Annotated in this window: 15 protein-coding genes; 6 read left to right on the forward strand and 9 right to left on the reverse strand. The window is 37.2% G+C overall.

The window, feature by feature from the left end; all coding sequences use genetic code 11:
• Positions 1–28: 28 nt before the first annotated feature.
• On the reverse strand, positions 29–466 hold the full coding sequence (locus FRZ67_RS22630) for an acyl-CoA thioesterase (protein ID WP_147192830.1): 438 nt from the start codon (positions 464–466) through the stop codon (positions 29–31).
• A gap of 23 nt (positions 467–489) precedes the next feature.
• Entirely contained in the window at positions 490–1,227 is a 738-nt protein-coding gene (locus FRZ67_RS22635) for a class I SAM-dependent methyltransferase (protein WP_147192831.1), read from the reverse strand.
• A gap of 31 nt (positions 1,228–1,258) precedes the next feature.
• Here FRZ67_RS22635 and FRZ67_RS22640 point away from each other — a divergent pair, with 31 nt between their 5' ends.
• The 3 genes from FRZ67_RS22640 (at position 1,259) to FRZ67_RS22650 (ending at position 4,293) form a co-directional block, all read left to right on the forward strand.
• Complete coding sequence (locus tag FRZ67_RS22640; protein WP_147192832.1) at positions 1,259–1,750, forward strand: TspO/MBR family protein; 492 nt, start codon at positions 1,259–1,261, stop codon at positions 1,748–1,750.
• A gap of 289 nt (positions 1,751–2,039) precedes the next feature.
• A complete protein-coding gene (locus tag FRZ67_RS22645; protein WP_147192833.1) occupies positions 2,040–2,729 on the forward strand; it encodes an ABC transporter ATP-binding protein in 690 nt (229 codons plus the stop codon).
• Positions 2,730–2,853: 124 nt separating this feature from the next.
• The gene (locus FRZ67_RS22650) at positions 2,854–4,293 is read left to right on the forward strand and encodes a TolC family protein (protein ID WP_147192834.1); all 1,440 of its coding nucleotides are present in this window, start codon (positions 2,854–2,856) and stop codon (positions 4,291–4,293) included.
• Between the two features lie 79 nt (positions 4,294–4,372).
• On the opposite strand, the gene FRZ67_RS22655 is transcribed toward FRZ67_RS22650, so the two are convergent.
• Both FRZ67_RS22655 and FRZ67_RS22660 read right to left on the reverse strand, forming a co-directional pair.
• The gene (locus FRZ67_RS22655; protein WP_147192835.1) at positions 4,373–6,007 is read right to left on the reverse strand and encodes an ATP-dependent DNA ligase; all 1,635 of its coding nucleotides are present in this window, start codon (positions 6,005–6,007) and stop codon (positions 4,373–4,375) included.
• Positions 6,004–7,062 carry a ligase-associated DNA damage response exonuclease gene (locus FRZ67_RS22660; RefSeq protein WP_147192836.1) on the reverse strand — a complete coding sequence of 353 codons (1,059 nt, stop codon included), beginning with the start codon at positions 7,060–7,062 and terminating at the stop codon, positions 6,004–6,006. Before FRZ67_RS22660 ends, FRZ67_RS22655 begins: the two co-directional genes overlap by 4 nt.
• Before the next feature lie 681 nt (positions 7,063–7,743).
• Here FRZ67_RS22660 and FRZ67_RS22665 point away from each other — a divergent pair.
• Positions 7,744–7,974, forward strand: coding sequence for a hypothetical protein (locus tag FRZ67_RS22665; RefSeq protein ID WP_147192837.1), 231 nt, complete (start codon positions 7,744–7,746; stop codon positions 7,972–7,974).
• 175 nt (positions 7,975–8,149) lie between these two features.
• Here FRZ67_RS22665 and FRZ67_RS22670 read toward each other — a convergent pair whose 3' ends face one another.
• Both FRZ67_RS22670 and FRZ67_RS22675 read right to left on the reverse strand, forming a co-directional pair.
• A complete protein-coding gene (locus FRZ67_RS22670; RefSeq protein WP_147192838.1) occupies positions 8,150–9,508 on the reverse strand; it encodes a dihydrolipoamide acetyltransferase family protein in 1,359 nt (452 codons plus the stop codon).
• 212 nt (positions 9,509–9,720) lie between these two features.
• Entirely contained in the window at positions 9,721–10,980 is a 1,260-nt protein-coding gene (locus FRZ67_RS22675; protein ID WP_147192839.1) for a CinA family nicotinamide mononucleotide deamidase-related protein, read from the reverse strand.
• A 180-nt stretch (positions 10,981–11,160) separates the two neighbouring features.
• Between FRZ67_RS22675 and dacB the strand changes: the two genes are divergently transcribed.
• Complete coding sequence (gene dacB / locus FRZ67_RS22680; protein WP_158638436.1) at positions 11,161–12,567, forward strand: D-alanyl-D-alanine carboxypeptidase/D-alanyl-D-alanine endopeptidase; 1,407 nt, start codon at positions 11,161–11,163, stop codon at positions 12,565–12,567.
• Here the strand turns inward: dacB and FRZ67_RS22685 are convergent, their stop codons facing one another.
• Positions 12,568–12,978, reverse strand: coding sequence for an acyl-CoA thioesterase (locus tag FRZ67_RS22685; RefSeq protein WP_147192841.1), 411 nt, complete (start codon positions 12,976–12,978; stop codon positions 12,568–12,570).
• Positions 12,979–13,075: 97 nt separating this feature from the next.
• On the opposite strand from FRZ67_RS22685, the gene FRZ67_RS22690 reads away from it, so the two are divergent.
• Entirely contained in the window at positions 13,076–13,759 is a 684-nt protein-coding gene (locus FRZ67_RS22690; RefSeq protein ID WP_147192842.1) for a YdcF family protein, read from the forward strand.
• Positions 13,760–13,902: 143 nt separating this feature from the next.
• On the opposite strand, the gene FRZ67_RS22695 is transcribed toward FRZ67_RS22690, so the two are convergent.
• Entirely contained in the window at positions 13,903–14,625 is a 723-nt protein-coding gene (locus tag FRZ67_RS22695; RefSeq protein WP_147192843.1) for a head GIN domain-containing protein, read from the reverse strand.
• Positions 14,626–14,943: 318 nt separating this feature from the next.
• Positions 14,944–15,354 (reverse strand): DoxX family protein, encoded by a 411-nt coding sequence (locus tag FRZ67_RS22700; RefSeq protein ID WP_147192844.1) that lies wholly within the window; start codon positions 15,352–15,354, stop codon positions 14,944–14,946.
• Between the last annotated feature and the right edge of the window lie 55 nt (positions 15,355–15,409).

The raw sequence follows: 15,409 nt of genomic DNA on the forward strand, positions 1-15,409 counted from the left end.
CTGCGGTTGGTTTAATAAAATTTTACAGTCAATCGGTCCATTCAAAATTTTCTGTTTTGGGTATTATTTCAAAAACGGATTGAATGTTTGGAGGGGGCACCGCAAGCTTTCTTATCCTGGTGTCAAGCCAAGCGCCGTCAACAGTTATTACAGCACTCAGTGTATCCTTGTTTTTCCATACCTGGTGCACCATAGACCAGCGGCTCATATCGCGGCGGCTTTTACTTACAGCAACATCTACAGTAACAATATCTCCAAAAACAATTTCGCGTTTGAATACACATTCTTCTCTGAAAAGAATAGGCCCAAAATGTAATTGCTGCATTACGGCTGGCGTTAATGCATGTTCGCTTAAAAAAGATAAACGCAGGTATGCGCCCCAATCATAATAAACGGAATGACGCAGGTGAAAATTGGGATCCATATCGCTCCATCTTACTTCTACCTGTTTTATGAAACTGATCATAGGTTTGTTTTTAAAATGCAAATTTATTGATGTCCTGCACGAAGTAATAAAGGAAAAGAAATTTTACACAACCTATTATCAGGCCACAATTGATCCAGCTGTTGCAACAATCCGGCAGATAATGGATGACTGTTATTTGCCTTTATAAAATGTTGCACCGCGCTCCATGTGTTTAAGTAACCAATAAATTGTTCCTTAGTCCATTCGTATTCCATCTTTAGTGCCGGCGGAGTTATCTCTGTAAAAGGAAAAGGAATAGTTATATACAATTCATCAATGTATCTTCTTTCTTTATCCCAATACGGACCGGTGATGTTTTTATAAAAGTGCAAGAGCCATGGATCAACCAAACTGTTAACAGACAGAAGTCCATAACCAATTACAGCAATAACTCCATGCGGCTTCAACATTCTTTTTGCGTTGGTATAAAATTTATCAAAATCAAACCAATGAATTGCCTGTGCAATCGTAATAAGATCAAAATATTTATCGGGAAAAGAAGATTCTTCCGCTGCTTCTATTTTATAAAATACATTTGTCAACGCAGGTGCTTCTGCAAGTTGTTTTGCACTTATATCTGTAGCATGCACCTGATTAAATTTCTTTGAAAGTTCAGCAGCAACCTGTCCATTGCCTGTTGCAATATCAAGTGCCTTGTCAAATGAATTTATGTGGGTGTAAAAAAAATCGTATAAGGTTGCAGGATAATGAGGCCTGAAGTGTGCGTATGCTTTCGACTGCTTCGAGAAATTATCTTTCATCAGTTAAAATTCAATTGTAAATTTATAACCTATGAACCAATCTTATACAAGAACTGTTAATCCTACTGTGAAATTAATTGTATCATTAATACTTACATTACTTGTTGGTTTTGGGGCAGGATTTGCTACAGCCACTTCTATTAATTCATGGTACTCCACGCTGGATAAACCATTTTTCAATCCACCAAACTGGTTGTTTGCGCCGGTGTGGACCATCCTTTATATATTGATGGGTGTTGCTTTTTATTTCGTTTGGAAACTTCCGGAAACAACCCAAAGAAATATTGCATTGTTTGTTTTTGTATTGCAACTCGCAGTTAATGGTATATGGAGCCTTATATTTTTTAACCAGCATCAGATTGGGTGGGCACTTGTTGATATTTCTATTCTCTGGGTTATGATCATTATTACAATGTACTTGTTTACACAATTATCAAAAATAGCAGCATGGCTTTTGTATCCATATTTATTATGGGTAAGTTTTGCTACCGTGCTTAATTTTTCTATCTGGCAGTTAAATTGACCCATTTTTATGTACCTGGCAATGGTGCAATAATGATGCTTTCGTTGCGTCGCACTCTTGTACCGGTGATATTTTATTCAGCATAATTCAGCAGCTTTTAGTCCAAGCTTTTCCTTTCAAATATTAGGTAACTGTTCGCTGCATCAAAACAGAACAACAAGTGTATCATAACCGTACACTCCCATCTGTCATCTAATTACAACTAATTGTTTTTCAATAGAAATTTATCTTGGCATGTATTTGTAAACAAAGGGGATGGTTATAACTTTAGCGCTAAAATACATGCACCATGATCGAATTAAAGCACATATCAAAATGGGTAAATGTTGGGGGAGTAAGAAATTTCATTTTAAAGGATGTTAACCTCAGCATTGCAGAAGGAGAATTTGTTTCTATTATGGGGCCATCCGGCTCTGGTAAATCTTCTTTATTAAATGTTATTGGTATGCTTGATAACCAGGATGAAGGTGAATATTTTTTCTTTGATGAGGCCGTGCATAAACTAAAAGAAAAACACCGCTCGCAATTGTACAAGCAATACATAGGTTTTGTTTTTCAGGCGTATCATTTAATCGATGAATTAACGGTGTATGAAAACATCGAAACACCATTGATTTACCAGGACATGAAATCCAGTGAGCGCAAAGCTATTGTAGCAGATATACTTGACAGGTTCCAGATCGTTGGCAAGAAAGATCTATTTCCCACACAATTATCAGGGGGGCAACAACAATTGGTAGGTATTGCAAGAGCATTGGTAGCAAAACCAAAACTAATACTTGCCGATGAACCAACCGGTAACCTTAATTCAAAACAGGGTGAAGAAATTATGGAATTATTTAAAAAATTAAATGAAGAGGATGGTGTAACTATTATACAGGTTACACACTCGGAAAAAAATGCAGGCTACGGTTCACGCATTATTCATTTGCTGGATGGAAGAATAGAAAGAGAAGAACCGCATCTTAGTATTATGTAAAAAATTTATTGTGCGCTGCTGCATATAATGATGCAGCACAAGAGTGCGACGCAACAGAAGTATCGCAAAGCTGTAACAGCACGGCTAAAAGAAAAATAAAATTGAATTGGAATAATATAGGATTATGAAAAAGAAAAGTATTTTTTTAGGAATTGTTTTATTGGTAATCCTGCAAAAGAATTTTGCACAGGATACAACAAATATAAGTGGCACACTTACACTGAAACAATGTGTGGATATAGCTTTAAAAAATAACATTGATATTAACCGCAGCGAGCTGGATATGCAGGATAGCAAGGTATATCTGACGCAGGCGCAGGGAAACAGGCTGCCTTATATTAGCGGTACTATCAATCATGGGTTAAGCCAGGGCCGTGCGATAGACCCTTTTACCAATTCATATATCAATCAGAATCTCAGTTATGCTAATTATAATTTAGGCGCTAATCTTTATTTGTGGAATGCCGGAAGCATCAATAATAATGTTCGTGCAAGCTCATTGAATTTTGAAGCGAGTAAAATGGACTGGCAACAACAAAAAGATAATGTAACCATACAAGTCATACTTGCATACCTGCAGGTTTTAAATAACCAGGAACAGTTGAATGCCGCAGTACAACAGGCTTCTGTAACACGCAGCCAGGTAGAAAGGCTTGCCGTACTGGATAAAGACGGCGCTATAGCACCTTCTACTTATTACGACACAAAAGGCCAGCTTGCTTCCGATGAACTTTCAATTGTATCATTAAAGAATGCAGTAGAAACTTCAAAGCTTGATCTTGCGAAACTGATGAATGTGAATTATTCAAAAGATATGGCACTGGAAAAAATAGATATTTCTTCTGCTCTTGCAATTTATGATGGCACTTCGCAGCAGGTATATGACCAGGCAATTAAAAATCTTGCAATGATCAAAGCTGTTGATCTTAGAAAAGAAAGCGCTGCCAAATCTTTAAAAGCTGCAAAAGGCCAGTTATATCCTTCACTTATTTTAAATGGTGGTCTTGGTACAAATTATTCAAACGCTGCATCTGTAGCAGTTTTAAAAGGTACCAGCGATGTACAGACTGACAATTATGTAAATGTTAATGATGAAAAATATTTTCTCTATTCGCCACAAAATATATACGATTCTAAAAAGATATCTTATGGAGATCAATGGAAGAATAATTTTAATTCATCTGTAAGCATTGGTATCCAGATCCCTATTTTAAATGGACTGCAGGCAAGAAGTAAGGTTAAACAGGCTGTTATACAGGAGAAGCGTTCTGATATTAATGCCAAAACAGCTAAAACACAGTTGCAGCAGGCAGTTGAGCAAGCTTATATTGATATGAATTCAGCTTATGAACGTTACCAAACACTTACTTCGCAGGTAGAAGATCTTACAGTTTCTTTTAAAGCAGCAGAGGTAAAATTCAACGCAGGTGTGTTAACTTCAGTTGATTATTTGTTGATCAAGAATAAAGCAGACAATTCTAATATTAATCTCATCGCTGCCAAATATGATTATATTTTGCGCACAAAGATCCTGGATTTCTACCAGGGGAAATTATCCCTGTAAGAATTTTGGGCCCGGCAGCAGTAATGCTTGTTGAACTTCGTTGCGTCGCACACTTATACAGTTGAAGAATACTGAGCAATTATTTACCATATAATTCCAGTAATTTTTTAAGATCACCTAACGTATTAATTTCATCTGCCTTTTTATCTTTTCTCCAGCGGTGTATACGTGGAAACCTTAGCGCTACGCCACTTTTATGACGGTTGCTTGCAGCAATGCCCTCAAAGGCAATTTCAAAGACAAGCGCTGGTTTTACCGTTCTTACGGGACCAAATTTTTCTATGGCATTTCTTTTTACAAATGCATCTACCTGTGCAAACTCTTTATCGGTAAGACCCGAGTAAGCTTTGGTAAAGCTTACCAGTTTATCGCCATCTTTTACGGCAAAAGTATAATCTGTGTAAAGATTGCTTCTGCGGCCGTGACCTTTCTGCGCATAGATCATTACCGCATCAATCGTAAGTGCGTCAATCTTCCATTTCCACCAATCACCAACTTTGCGCCCCACCTGGTAGGCAGAAGATTTTCTTTTCAGCATTATGCCTTCTGCATTAATACTCCTGGATTGCTCCCGTTGCTTTGTTAATGCATCCCAATTTTCAAAATCAATAACAGGTGATAATTGAAGTGTGGCATTATTGATTTGCAGAACGATCTGTTCAAGCAAAGTCCTTCTTTCTGCCATTGTTTTATACCGAATATCAATGCCTTCATATTCCAGTATATCATAAGCAAAGAATGCAACCGGAGCCTCTTGTAATTGTTTTTTTGTAACATTTTTTCTGCCGATGCGTGTTTGCAAAACAGCAAATGGCAAGATGCTTATATTCGAATGAAGTAATGATTGCTGTGCATCTTCTTTTCTAAAAGGCATTATTTCTCCATCTAATACAATACCGTTGGGAAGCGTTTCTTTTAAAATAAAATATTCCGGGAATTTTTCTGTCATCAGCTCTTCACCGCGGCTCCACACAAATAATTCATTTTTACGTTTAATGATCTGCCCCCGAATGCCGTCCCATTTCCATTCAGCCTGCCACTCATGCGGCTCTCCCAATGCATCCGGTGCTGTTTCAAGTGCGTACGCAAGATAGAATGGGTACGGTTTTGAATTGTCAAGGCTTCCCTGTTCTTCACTTAGCAATTCATTCAAATCTGTCGTTGAAGGATTCCATTTTCCGCTAATTCGGTGTGCAATAACTGCAGGGTCAGCGTTAACCGTTTTTGCCAAAGCATTTACTATAGTCTTTTGTGAGACACCAATACGAAAGCCCCCTGTCAGTAATTTATTGAACACAAATTTTTCTTCTATTGTCATCTGCATCCAGCATTCCGTAATAAATTGCTTCTTTATTTCCTCATCTGCTTTTTCAAGTATTACTAATTGCTGAAGATAATAAGTAAGACTATTTTCCTGTAATACCTTTTCCTTATCTGTTTCAGGCAATAATAATGCGATTGTCTCTGCAAGGTCTCCTACCGTGTGATAACTTTCTTCAAATAGCCAAAAAGGCAATCCTGTAATTTCACAGCACCATTCTGAAAGGCGGGTAGCATTTATAATCCGCTTTGGTCTGCGGCCACTAAATAAAGCGATCACCCAAACTTTATCGCTATTGGTTGCTTCAAGAAAATATTGTGATAATGCATTTAGTTTATCATTTGTTTTTGTAGACGTTCCTAATATTTGTACCAGTGCTGAAAATTGTTTCATAATTTTTCCTGTGTATTTTGTTCATCAATATCAGGTACAGACTCTACAAAACCTGCATCATTAGCTGGTTCCTCATCATCGTTACCATATTCTGTTTTAACTTCAGCACTTGCGATACCATTTTCATTTAAATACCTGCTGAAGGTTGATTGAAAGCCATGTGTTACAAAAACTTTTTCGGCGCCTGTTGCTTTTACCGCACTTAATAATCCTTTCCAGTCAGCATGATCACTTAATACAAAACCAGCATCTGCATTGCGCCTTCGCACATTTCCGCGAACCTGCATCCAACCGCTGCAGACACCTGTTGCATAAGGTTCCATTCGTTTCATCCATGAAGAGCCATCTGCCCCCGGTGGCGCAATAACAATACTTTTTTTAAGTGTTTCTTTTGATGTATCAGGTGTAATTCTTTCAACCTCGGGTAAAAGTATTCCGGCAGAAGACAATGCCTGGTGCATATTCCAGATAGCACCATGTACATAAATTTTTTCCTGCAATGGCCCGATCGCTTTTAAAAGCCGTTGCGCTTTTCCCAAACTATAAGCAATAAGAACTGATGTTTTACCATTTTCTTTATTGTTAAGAATCCAGTTGCGTATATGCGTATAGATATTTTCCTGTGCAGCCCAGTTATAGATCGGCAAACCAAAAGTTGACTCAGTTATAAATACATTACAAGGCACCGGTTCAAACCTGCCACTGATACCATCATTCTCAGTTTTGTAATCACCACTTACAACCCATATTTCATTATTATGCTCAACACGTATTTGAGAGGAGCCAATAATATGGCCAGCGGGATGTAAAGAAATTTTTACTCCATTTATTAATAAAAATTCATTCCATTCTATACTTTGATAATCATTATCTCCAAGCCTGGCTTGCAATAACGGTTTTGTAAGATAATGACAGAGATAATGTTTGTTGCCGGGCCTGGCATGATCGCTGTGTGCATGTGTAATGATGGCTTTTTTCACTGGCTTCCATGGATCTATATAAAAATCACCTGCTGCGCAATAAAGGCCTTTATCTGTAAATTCTATAAGCTTCATTTTTTCCTGTGTATTATTTTACAAAGTGAAATGTAATAACCAAAAACATAGCCAATTGTTCCGCCCCCATTCTTGTGAGGTATGCATTTATGTAATGAGCCAGGCTAAAGAAAAGTATTTGGCATTACTTGCGTCGCACTCTTGTACAGTTTGTTATATATTCAGCAGGAATATTAATAGCCTTCTTCAGGATTGCCATTATTATAAAAAAGAAGCCTCCCTTTTGGGAGGCTTTAATAATTTGTGAGGCGCATTGTTTGTAAAAGGGTTTGGAGGGTACGTTTAGGGTCTTTTTGGGTTTAAGGTACTTAGTTCTTTCCTGGGTTACGGGTTGATTAAAAACGGACGTGCTATATATGAGCCAAACCATGTGCCAACAGATATTCAATTTATAATACACTGATTTTCAAAAGTATTTTATCTTCGATGGTTTCGATTTTCCTGTATACGGAAAATTCATTCCCATATTTGGATAAATAAACCTCAGGGCTATTATCAAAACAATTGTTTGAAGACTTTTTGACAAATTTTCTTTGTTTCCGAATAACTAATTATCATTTTAATTCATTTTAAATACCTACAACCGGCAAACTGATAATTTTAGTTCCATTATATCGTTTATTACTTTAATAAGTAACCAGCAGATGATACAGATCACTGCGTTGCTACAAACCCACAACCATGAAAAAAATATTAACTACACTATCGGCAATCGCAATCTTTTGTGCATGTATAAAAGAAAAAGCAATACCTCCGCAACAACAGAATATAAAATCTGAAAGCAACTCAAGTCTTATTGTTACTTCAGTAAAACCGGTAACAAATACCTCTGAAGACGGAGATGATATTATGGCTTTGAAGAAGAAAGTGGCTAAAACAAAATACTCAAAGCAAAAGCCAAAAAAGAAATAGATTTAATATTTCTATCTCATGCAGTTCACTTATTATTCGGAAGTGTTTTTGATGAAACTTATCCAAAGTACAAGTGTGCGACGCAAGTAAGGCCTAATACTTATTCCATTGGCTGGTCCATAAATAAAAAATCCTGCAGACAAAGCAGGATTTTTTTTATGGAAATAATTTTCTTTTACCATGTTCTTTCCATATCCCAGGCCTCAAACTCTTTAGCCACAGCCGTTAAGAAAGAGGCACCTGCACTGCCATCAACAATTCTATGATCATAACTTAAAGAAAGATACATCATATGTCTTATTCCAATTGTGTCTCCCTGCTCTGTTTCAATAACAACGGGGCGCTTTTTTATGGCTCCGACTGCCAGAACGGCAACCTGCGGTTGATTGATGATTGGTGTTCCCATTAGGCTTCCAAATGTGCCAACATTGGTAAGTGTGAATGTTCCACCTTGCGTATCATCGGGACGGAGTTTGTTATTCCGGGCATTATCTGCTAGCGTGTTTACCTGTTTGCTAAGACCTACAAGATTCAGGTAATCTGCATTACGAATTACAGGTACAATAAGATTACCATTTGGCAAAGCTGTGGCCATCCCAATATTGAAATCTTTTTTAAGAATTATCCTGTCTCCATCAACAGAACTGTTGATGATGGGATATTTTTTCATCACACGTACAATACAATCAATAAACATTGGTGTGAAAGTGAGTTTTGTATTTTCTCTTTTTTCAAATTCCTTTTTTGCTTTCTCTCTCCACAAAACCATATTCGTAACATCAGCCTCTGCAAAACTTGTTACATGCGGACTGATATGCTTACTGTCCACCATATGTTTAGCGATCAGTTTGCGCATACGGTCCATTTCTATTACCTCTACATTAGCGCCGCTGTAATCTGTAGTAGTTGTTGCTGTTTCTTTTATAGCAGGTATTTCAACTTTTGGCGTTTCCTTTTTCTCATACACAACCTGCGGTGCAAATGGAATTACTTTTGGCTGAGCAGTTACAACACCACTCTTGCGGTCTTCTACATATTGCAGGATATCTTTTTTGGTTACGCGGCCTTCATTTCCTGTACCAGCAATGGTTTCAAGCTCGCCAAGGCCAATTCCTTCACTGCTTGCAATATTCAAAACAAGTGGAGAATAGAAACGATTAGCGCCACCATTACCATTGGCAGATGCTGTATGCGCAGGTGTATAAGGAACTTCGTCTGCCTCAGCCATCACAGGCTCAGGTTTCTTTTCAATTGGTGAAGGAGCCGGTACATTTGCCGCCGAAGATGCTGCAACTTCTGTTTCAACGCGTGCAATAGCTACGCCCACAGGCACCACGTCATTTACATTAAATAAAATTTCAGTAATAGTTCCGGCAGCGGTAGAAGGCACTTCGCTGTCAACTTTATCCGTAGCAATTTCAAGCACGGTTTCATCCATCTTTACTGCATCACCGGTTTTTTTGTGCCACTTCAAAATAGTAGCCTCCATTATGCTTTCACCTAGTTTTGGCATTATAAGATCAACAGTAGCCATAATAATTAAAAAATTTCAGGTTAATGATTTTTATGAACCCGGCTGCATTGCTCAACTCATCGTCCCTTGCGTCGCACTCTTGTGCTGTATAACAATTTGCAACAATACACACAAATTATATAACAAACCAGGTAATAAAGAACAGTTTACGCACATTTTATTTGAGAGGCAGCGCAATCATTTCATCCGGGGTCAAAGGTAATGATTCGGATTTAACTGGTTTTAAGAATGAAAATGCGCAAAAGGTTCAACGCATTTATTGATGTTAATTCAATATTTCTCTTTCGGTCAAAACGAAACCACAGTTTTTTTGTTTCGATCCTTTGGTTATTTCCAACAGCTATCCAAACTGTTCCTACGGGTTTTTCTTCGCTGCCACCATCTGGTCCCATAATGCCTGAAACAGCAATGGCATAATCTGTTTGCATAAGTTGTAAGACACCTTGCGCCATTTCTATCACCGTTTCTTCGCTTACTGCGCCAAACGTTTGCAATGTTTCTTTTTTAACATGCAGAATATTTTCTTTTATACGATTATCATAGCTTACAATACTTCCATAAAAATAATTTGATGAACCCGGAACAGAAGTGATAAGATGCGAAATATAACCGCCGGTACAGCTTTCAGCAGTTGTTGCAGTTTTGCCTGCGGCCTTCAACATTCTGCCGACTACTTCATGCATAGGAATATCTTCATCAACAACGAGATAGTCTTTTACCTGTTCTTTTAATAAAGCAAATTGCCTGTCAAGTTCATGCTCAACCAAATCTATTTCGCCTGAACCCGTTAAACGCAAACGAACCATTCCATAGTTCGGTAGGTATGCCAGTTTAATAAAACCTGGTAATGCTTCTTCCCAGTTCTGAATCATTTCTGCCAGCATAGATTCTCCCTGCCCTGCAGTTAGTAAAGTTCTGTGCCCGATATGTGGCATTTCATATCGCTGTTTTATCAAACCAAAAACATGATCTTTCATAATGCCTTGCATCTCATGTGGCACACCGGGCATACTGATAAATATTTTACCATCTTTTTCAAAAAGCATCCCTGGTGCTGTTCCTCTTTCATTTTTTAAAACAGTGCATACATCAGGAACTTCAGCTTGCTTGCGGTTACGGTCAAGTAAAGGCATTAGTCTTTTAAAAACATGCTCGAATAAATAAGTTACATGATCAAGGGTTGGTTGATGCATGATAAGTTTGCCGCCAAAATATTCACAGAGTAAGGGCTTTGTAATATCATCTGCAGTTGGTCCGAGTCCGCCTGTTATTAAAATAATATCTGACCGTTTTGATTCTTCATCCAAAGCATTCCAGATGTCATCTCTTACATCACCAACTGCAACACGATGCTGAACCCAAACACCGATATTATTTAGCTGTTGAGACATCCATGCGCTGTTGGTATCAACCACTTGTCCGATCAATAATTCATCGCCAATTGTAATAATAGAAGCCGTAACTTTTTGCATAATCTAACATTTGTACTTTCTTACATTCAATAGTTATTGTTAACATGCATTATGTTTTCTTTTGTTGAATAAAGTATCAAACCGTACAAGTGAGTGACACAACGATGTTCAATGCTTATTCAACAGCCGGTAACAAAACCTTTAAACAAATCTTATTTTAGCGCAAGGTAAATGATGAACATGAAAACATACAGCATCTCAATAGTTTTAGTTTTTTTTTCGGTTTGTTGTAATGCACAAACTATTACACAGAAAATTGAAAAGGTAGTGAAACTTTTGCAGCAGGATACGCAAATGAAACATGCTATAATGAGTTTGTATGTGGTAGAAACAAAAACAGGAAAACCTGTGTATGCACTGAATGAGCAGGTTGGTCTTGCACCTGCAAGCACACAAAAATTATTTACAAGTGTTGCTGCATTTGAATTGCTTGGGAAGGATTTCAGGTATAAAACAGAAGTGGGTTATGACAGCATAATAGAGAATGGAGCGCTAAAAGGAAATTTATATATTACGGGTTATGGCGATCCTACATTAGGAAGCTGGCGTTATGCGCAGACGAAAAGAGATTCTGTATTAAATAAAATTTTGATTGCATTAAACAAAGCAGGCATAAAAAAAATTGATGGCGACGTTATAATGGATGACTCAAAATTTAGTTACCAGCCTTTACCCGGTGGCTGGATATGGGATGATATTGGTAATTATTATGGTGCCGGAACATGGGCAATTAACTGGAACGAAAATCAATATGATCTTTTGTTAAAACCAGGTAATAAAGCAGGTGATGATGTAACGATAATTGGAACGCAACCTTTGCTTGCAGATATAAGTATGAGTAATTTATTAAAAAGTGGCAAGCCTGGAAGTGGTGATAACGGATATATTTATATGGCACCTTACTCTACCGAAGGTTTTGTATCAGGGTCTGTTCCTGCAGGCGAAAAGAGTTTTACTTTGTCGGGTGCATTATCATATCCTGCTTTGCAGTTTGGCAAAGAGCTATTGTCATTTCTTACGACTCAAAAAATAAACACAACCAGTCATGTAAAGACATCCCATGATTTTGCAATAAATAATATGACTGTTTACGCTAAGCAATTAACTACTTTATATTCTCCTGCATTAGATTCTATTACTTATTGGTTCTTGCAAAAAAGTATAAATCTATACGGGGAAGCATTGATCAAAACAATGGCGTATCAAAATAATAGTATTGCATCAACTGATAAAGGAGTTGAATTACTTAAAGATTTCTGGAGCAAAAATGGTATAGAAAAATCAGCTCTCAATATTGTTGATGGCAGTGGGCTCTCTCCTCAAAACCGTGTTACTACCAAAGCTTTGGTAACTGCATTGCAATATGCAAAAGATAAGAATTGGTACAGTAGTTTTTATAATGCGTTACCTATGTATAATGGCATGCACATGAAGAGTGGTACTATTGGTGGTGCAAAAGCTTATGCAGGTTATCATACTTCTAAAAGTGGGGTTGGGTATACATTTGCTATTATGATTAATAACTTTGATGAGGCAGGTGGCAATATAGTTCCCAAAATGTATAAAGTGCTTGATGAATTAAAATGATCATTGAAAATAAGGCAATAACTTTTCTTTCAATGCTTCAGGAATATTAGTTTTACTTCGGTCTGAAGCATTTAAGAAATAAAGTTTTACAGTGCCGGCACAAAGTAATTTCCCCTGTTCATTAAATACTTCCTGGAAGAATTCTATGCGATGATCTGTTGGTATTTCTCTTAATGTTGTTTTCACAGTCAAAAGATCATCATATGTTGCAGGGCGCAAATAACGCACATGCATTTCAACAACGGGCATTATAACACCGGAGTGCTCCATGTCTTTATAAGTATAACCTAATTGGCGGATACTTTCTACCCTGCCTACTTCAAAATATTGTGCATAGTTACCATAGTAGACAACATTCATCTGGTCTGTCTCCGCATAGCGTACACGCATTTGTGTTATTGATTCGTACATAACTTTATTTGTAGTTTAAAGATGGCATGCAAAATGCATTAACTTCCCTAAACAATTTTATAATTTTTTTGTTTTACGCCTTTAATATTATACAGTCATGCAAACCAAAAGGAATAAAATATTTACAAGAGCGCGATTAATGGTACTCTCTCTATTTATTATTTTAAGTGCCTGTGCTTATTCTTCAAAGTCAACAAAAAGAATTTTGCAGGAATCGCAGGAAGCGAAATATGATATTATCGTTGTTCCGGGTGTGCCTTTTGATACGGCCGAAGGTAAGTGGAGCAGAACAATGAAAGCAAGAGTTTACTGGTCAAAATACCTTTATGATAAAGGCATTACTAAAAATGTTATGTATTCAGGCTCGTCCGTTTATACACCTTATTACGAAGGAGAAATAATGGCGATGTATGCTGAAGCTATTGGTATTCCCAAAGAGCATATTTACACTGAAACAAAAGCAGAGCACAGCACGGAGAATATTTATTACTCGTATCAGAAAGCAAGGAAGCTTGGATTTAAAAGAATTGCATTAGCATCTGATCCTTTTCAAACAAAGATGCTTACACAATTCACTGCTACCAAAGTGAGTCCGGATGTGGCATTTCTTCCCATCGTTTTTGATACATTAAAAGCAATGGAACCACAAATGACAGATCCGCCAATTGATTACCAGAAAGCATATAACAAAGATTTTGTTGCGCTTACAAAGCGTGAAAGTTTTTGGGAAAGGTTACAGGGTACTATGGGAACTAAGCTTGATACATTAGCGTATAAATAATAAACAGCAATCATTATTCTTATAAGAAATATCCTGCAATAAAATACTGCAGGATATTTTTATTTATTCAATATTGTTATAAACGTAAAAGTGAGTGACACAACGATGGTCAATAGCATTTCAATTGCCTGTTACAAAAAATCTTATTCTATTTTGCTGATCTTGCCACTGCCTGCTATGTCCTGCGATACACTTGCATTGCCTTTATAAAAAACATCTCCACTGCCTGCAATATGCACTTCTAATTTATTTTCTGCATACACATGCGTATTGCCACTGCCCGCAATATGTATCTCTACATTTTCACTCATCAGGTTTTCTGCGTTGTAATCTCCCATGCCGGCGATCTCAATTTTTGAATCTCTTGATTCTCCGGCCAGCGTAATATTTCCGGTGCCTGCAATATGCGATTCAATTTCCGGGCTGTTTACATTCAGATCAACATTTCCAGTACCTGCAACAGAAATTTTTAAATGATCGCGACCGGTAAATTTACCTTCACCTTTTACATTACCGCTTCCCGCCACTTCAAGCTCTTCGAGTTCCTTTGTTGTTACAGTTATTTTTATATGATCATCAGAACGAAGATTGTAATTATCTCTTGCCTTTATAACAAGCGCACCATCCCTGTTTTCTGTAACAATGTATTGCATCAGATTTTCATCGGCTTCAACTTTTACTGCAGTTGAATTTCCCTGCACAATCACAATATCAAAACTACCGTAAGATTTTATTTTGTTGGTGCTGCCAACATTTCGGTCTTCACTTGTCATGTTGCCATTACCATTAATGGTTTTATTAAACATGTTATCACAGGAACCCAGTGTTAATGCTATTAATGGAATTGCGAAATATAATTTTCTCATGTTGTTTGTTTTATAGTGGAAAGTTAAAAAATCTTTACAGACAGCATGTTGAGAAGTTCCATAAACGGGCAAAATCAGTTGTAGCGGGTTAATTTATTTTTATGAGCCGGACTTTTTAATCAGGCATTGAGCTTTCGTTGCGTCGCACTCTTGTACTAGTGAAGCAGCTATGAGCTGATAGCTGCGAGCTTTGAGCTCTTATGTTTTGCTCAGAGCTCATAGCTCAAGGCTCAAAGCTTGTTTTTAATTTTTCCGAACGTATAAGTGAGTGACACAACAGGCGATGCTATGAAATACCGAGGCTTGTAACAAAAATAATTATCCTCTCATCATGCCATCGATACTGATTCTTCCGGGGCCTACAAAAAGAATTGCAATGAACACTGTTGCATATAGAACGGCTAATTCTGAATTGATAAATGGCTTGCCTGCATTTACTGAAAAAATAACTACCATCATAACGATGACAAGTGGAATTACAGCAAATCTTGTAAATAAACCAAGTATAAGGAACATACTGCAAAACAACTCTGCAAAAAGTACCAGCACTAAAGAGAAGCGTGAACCTATGCCTAAAAAATTATAGAATTTATACTGCAAAGAAGAGAATTCCATAAGATGTGGAATACCATGTTTCATGATCATTAGAATGCCAAAAGAAAGCCTGGCTAATAAGATAGCGAAATTAAATGCACCAGCGCTGTATTGCGTAGAAAGTAGTTTTTTCATAAAAGGATGTATTGAATAATATGTGATTAAATATAACGGGCAATATAAATCTGCA

The sequence above is a fragment of the Panacibacter ginsenosidivorans genome (assembly GCF_007971225.1).
In the GTDB taxonomy this organism is placed as follows: domain Bacteria; phylum Bacteroidota; class Bacteroidia; order Chitinophagales; family Chitinophagaceae; genus Panacibacter; species Panacibacter ginsenosidivorans.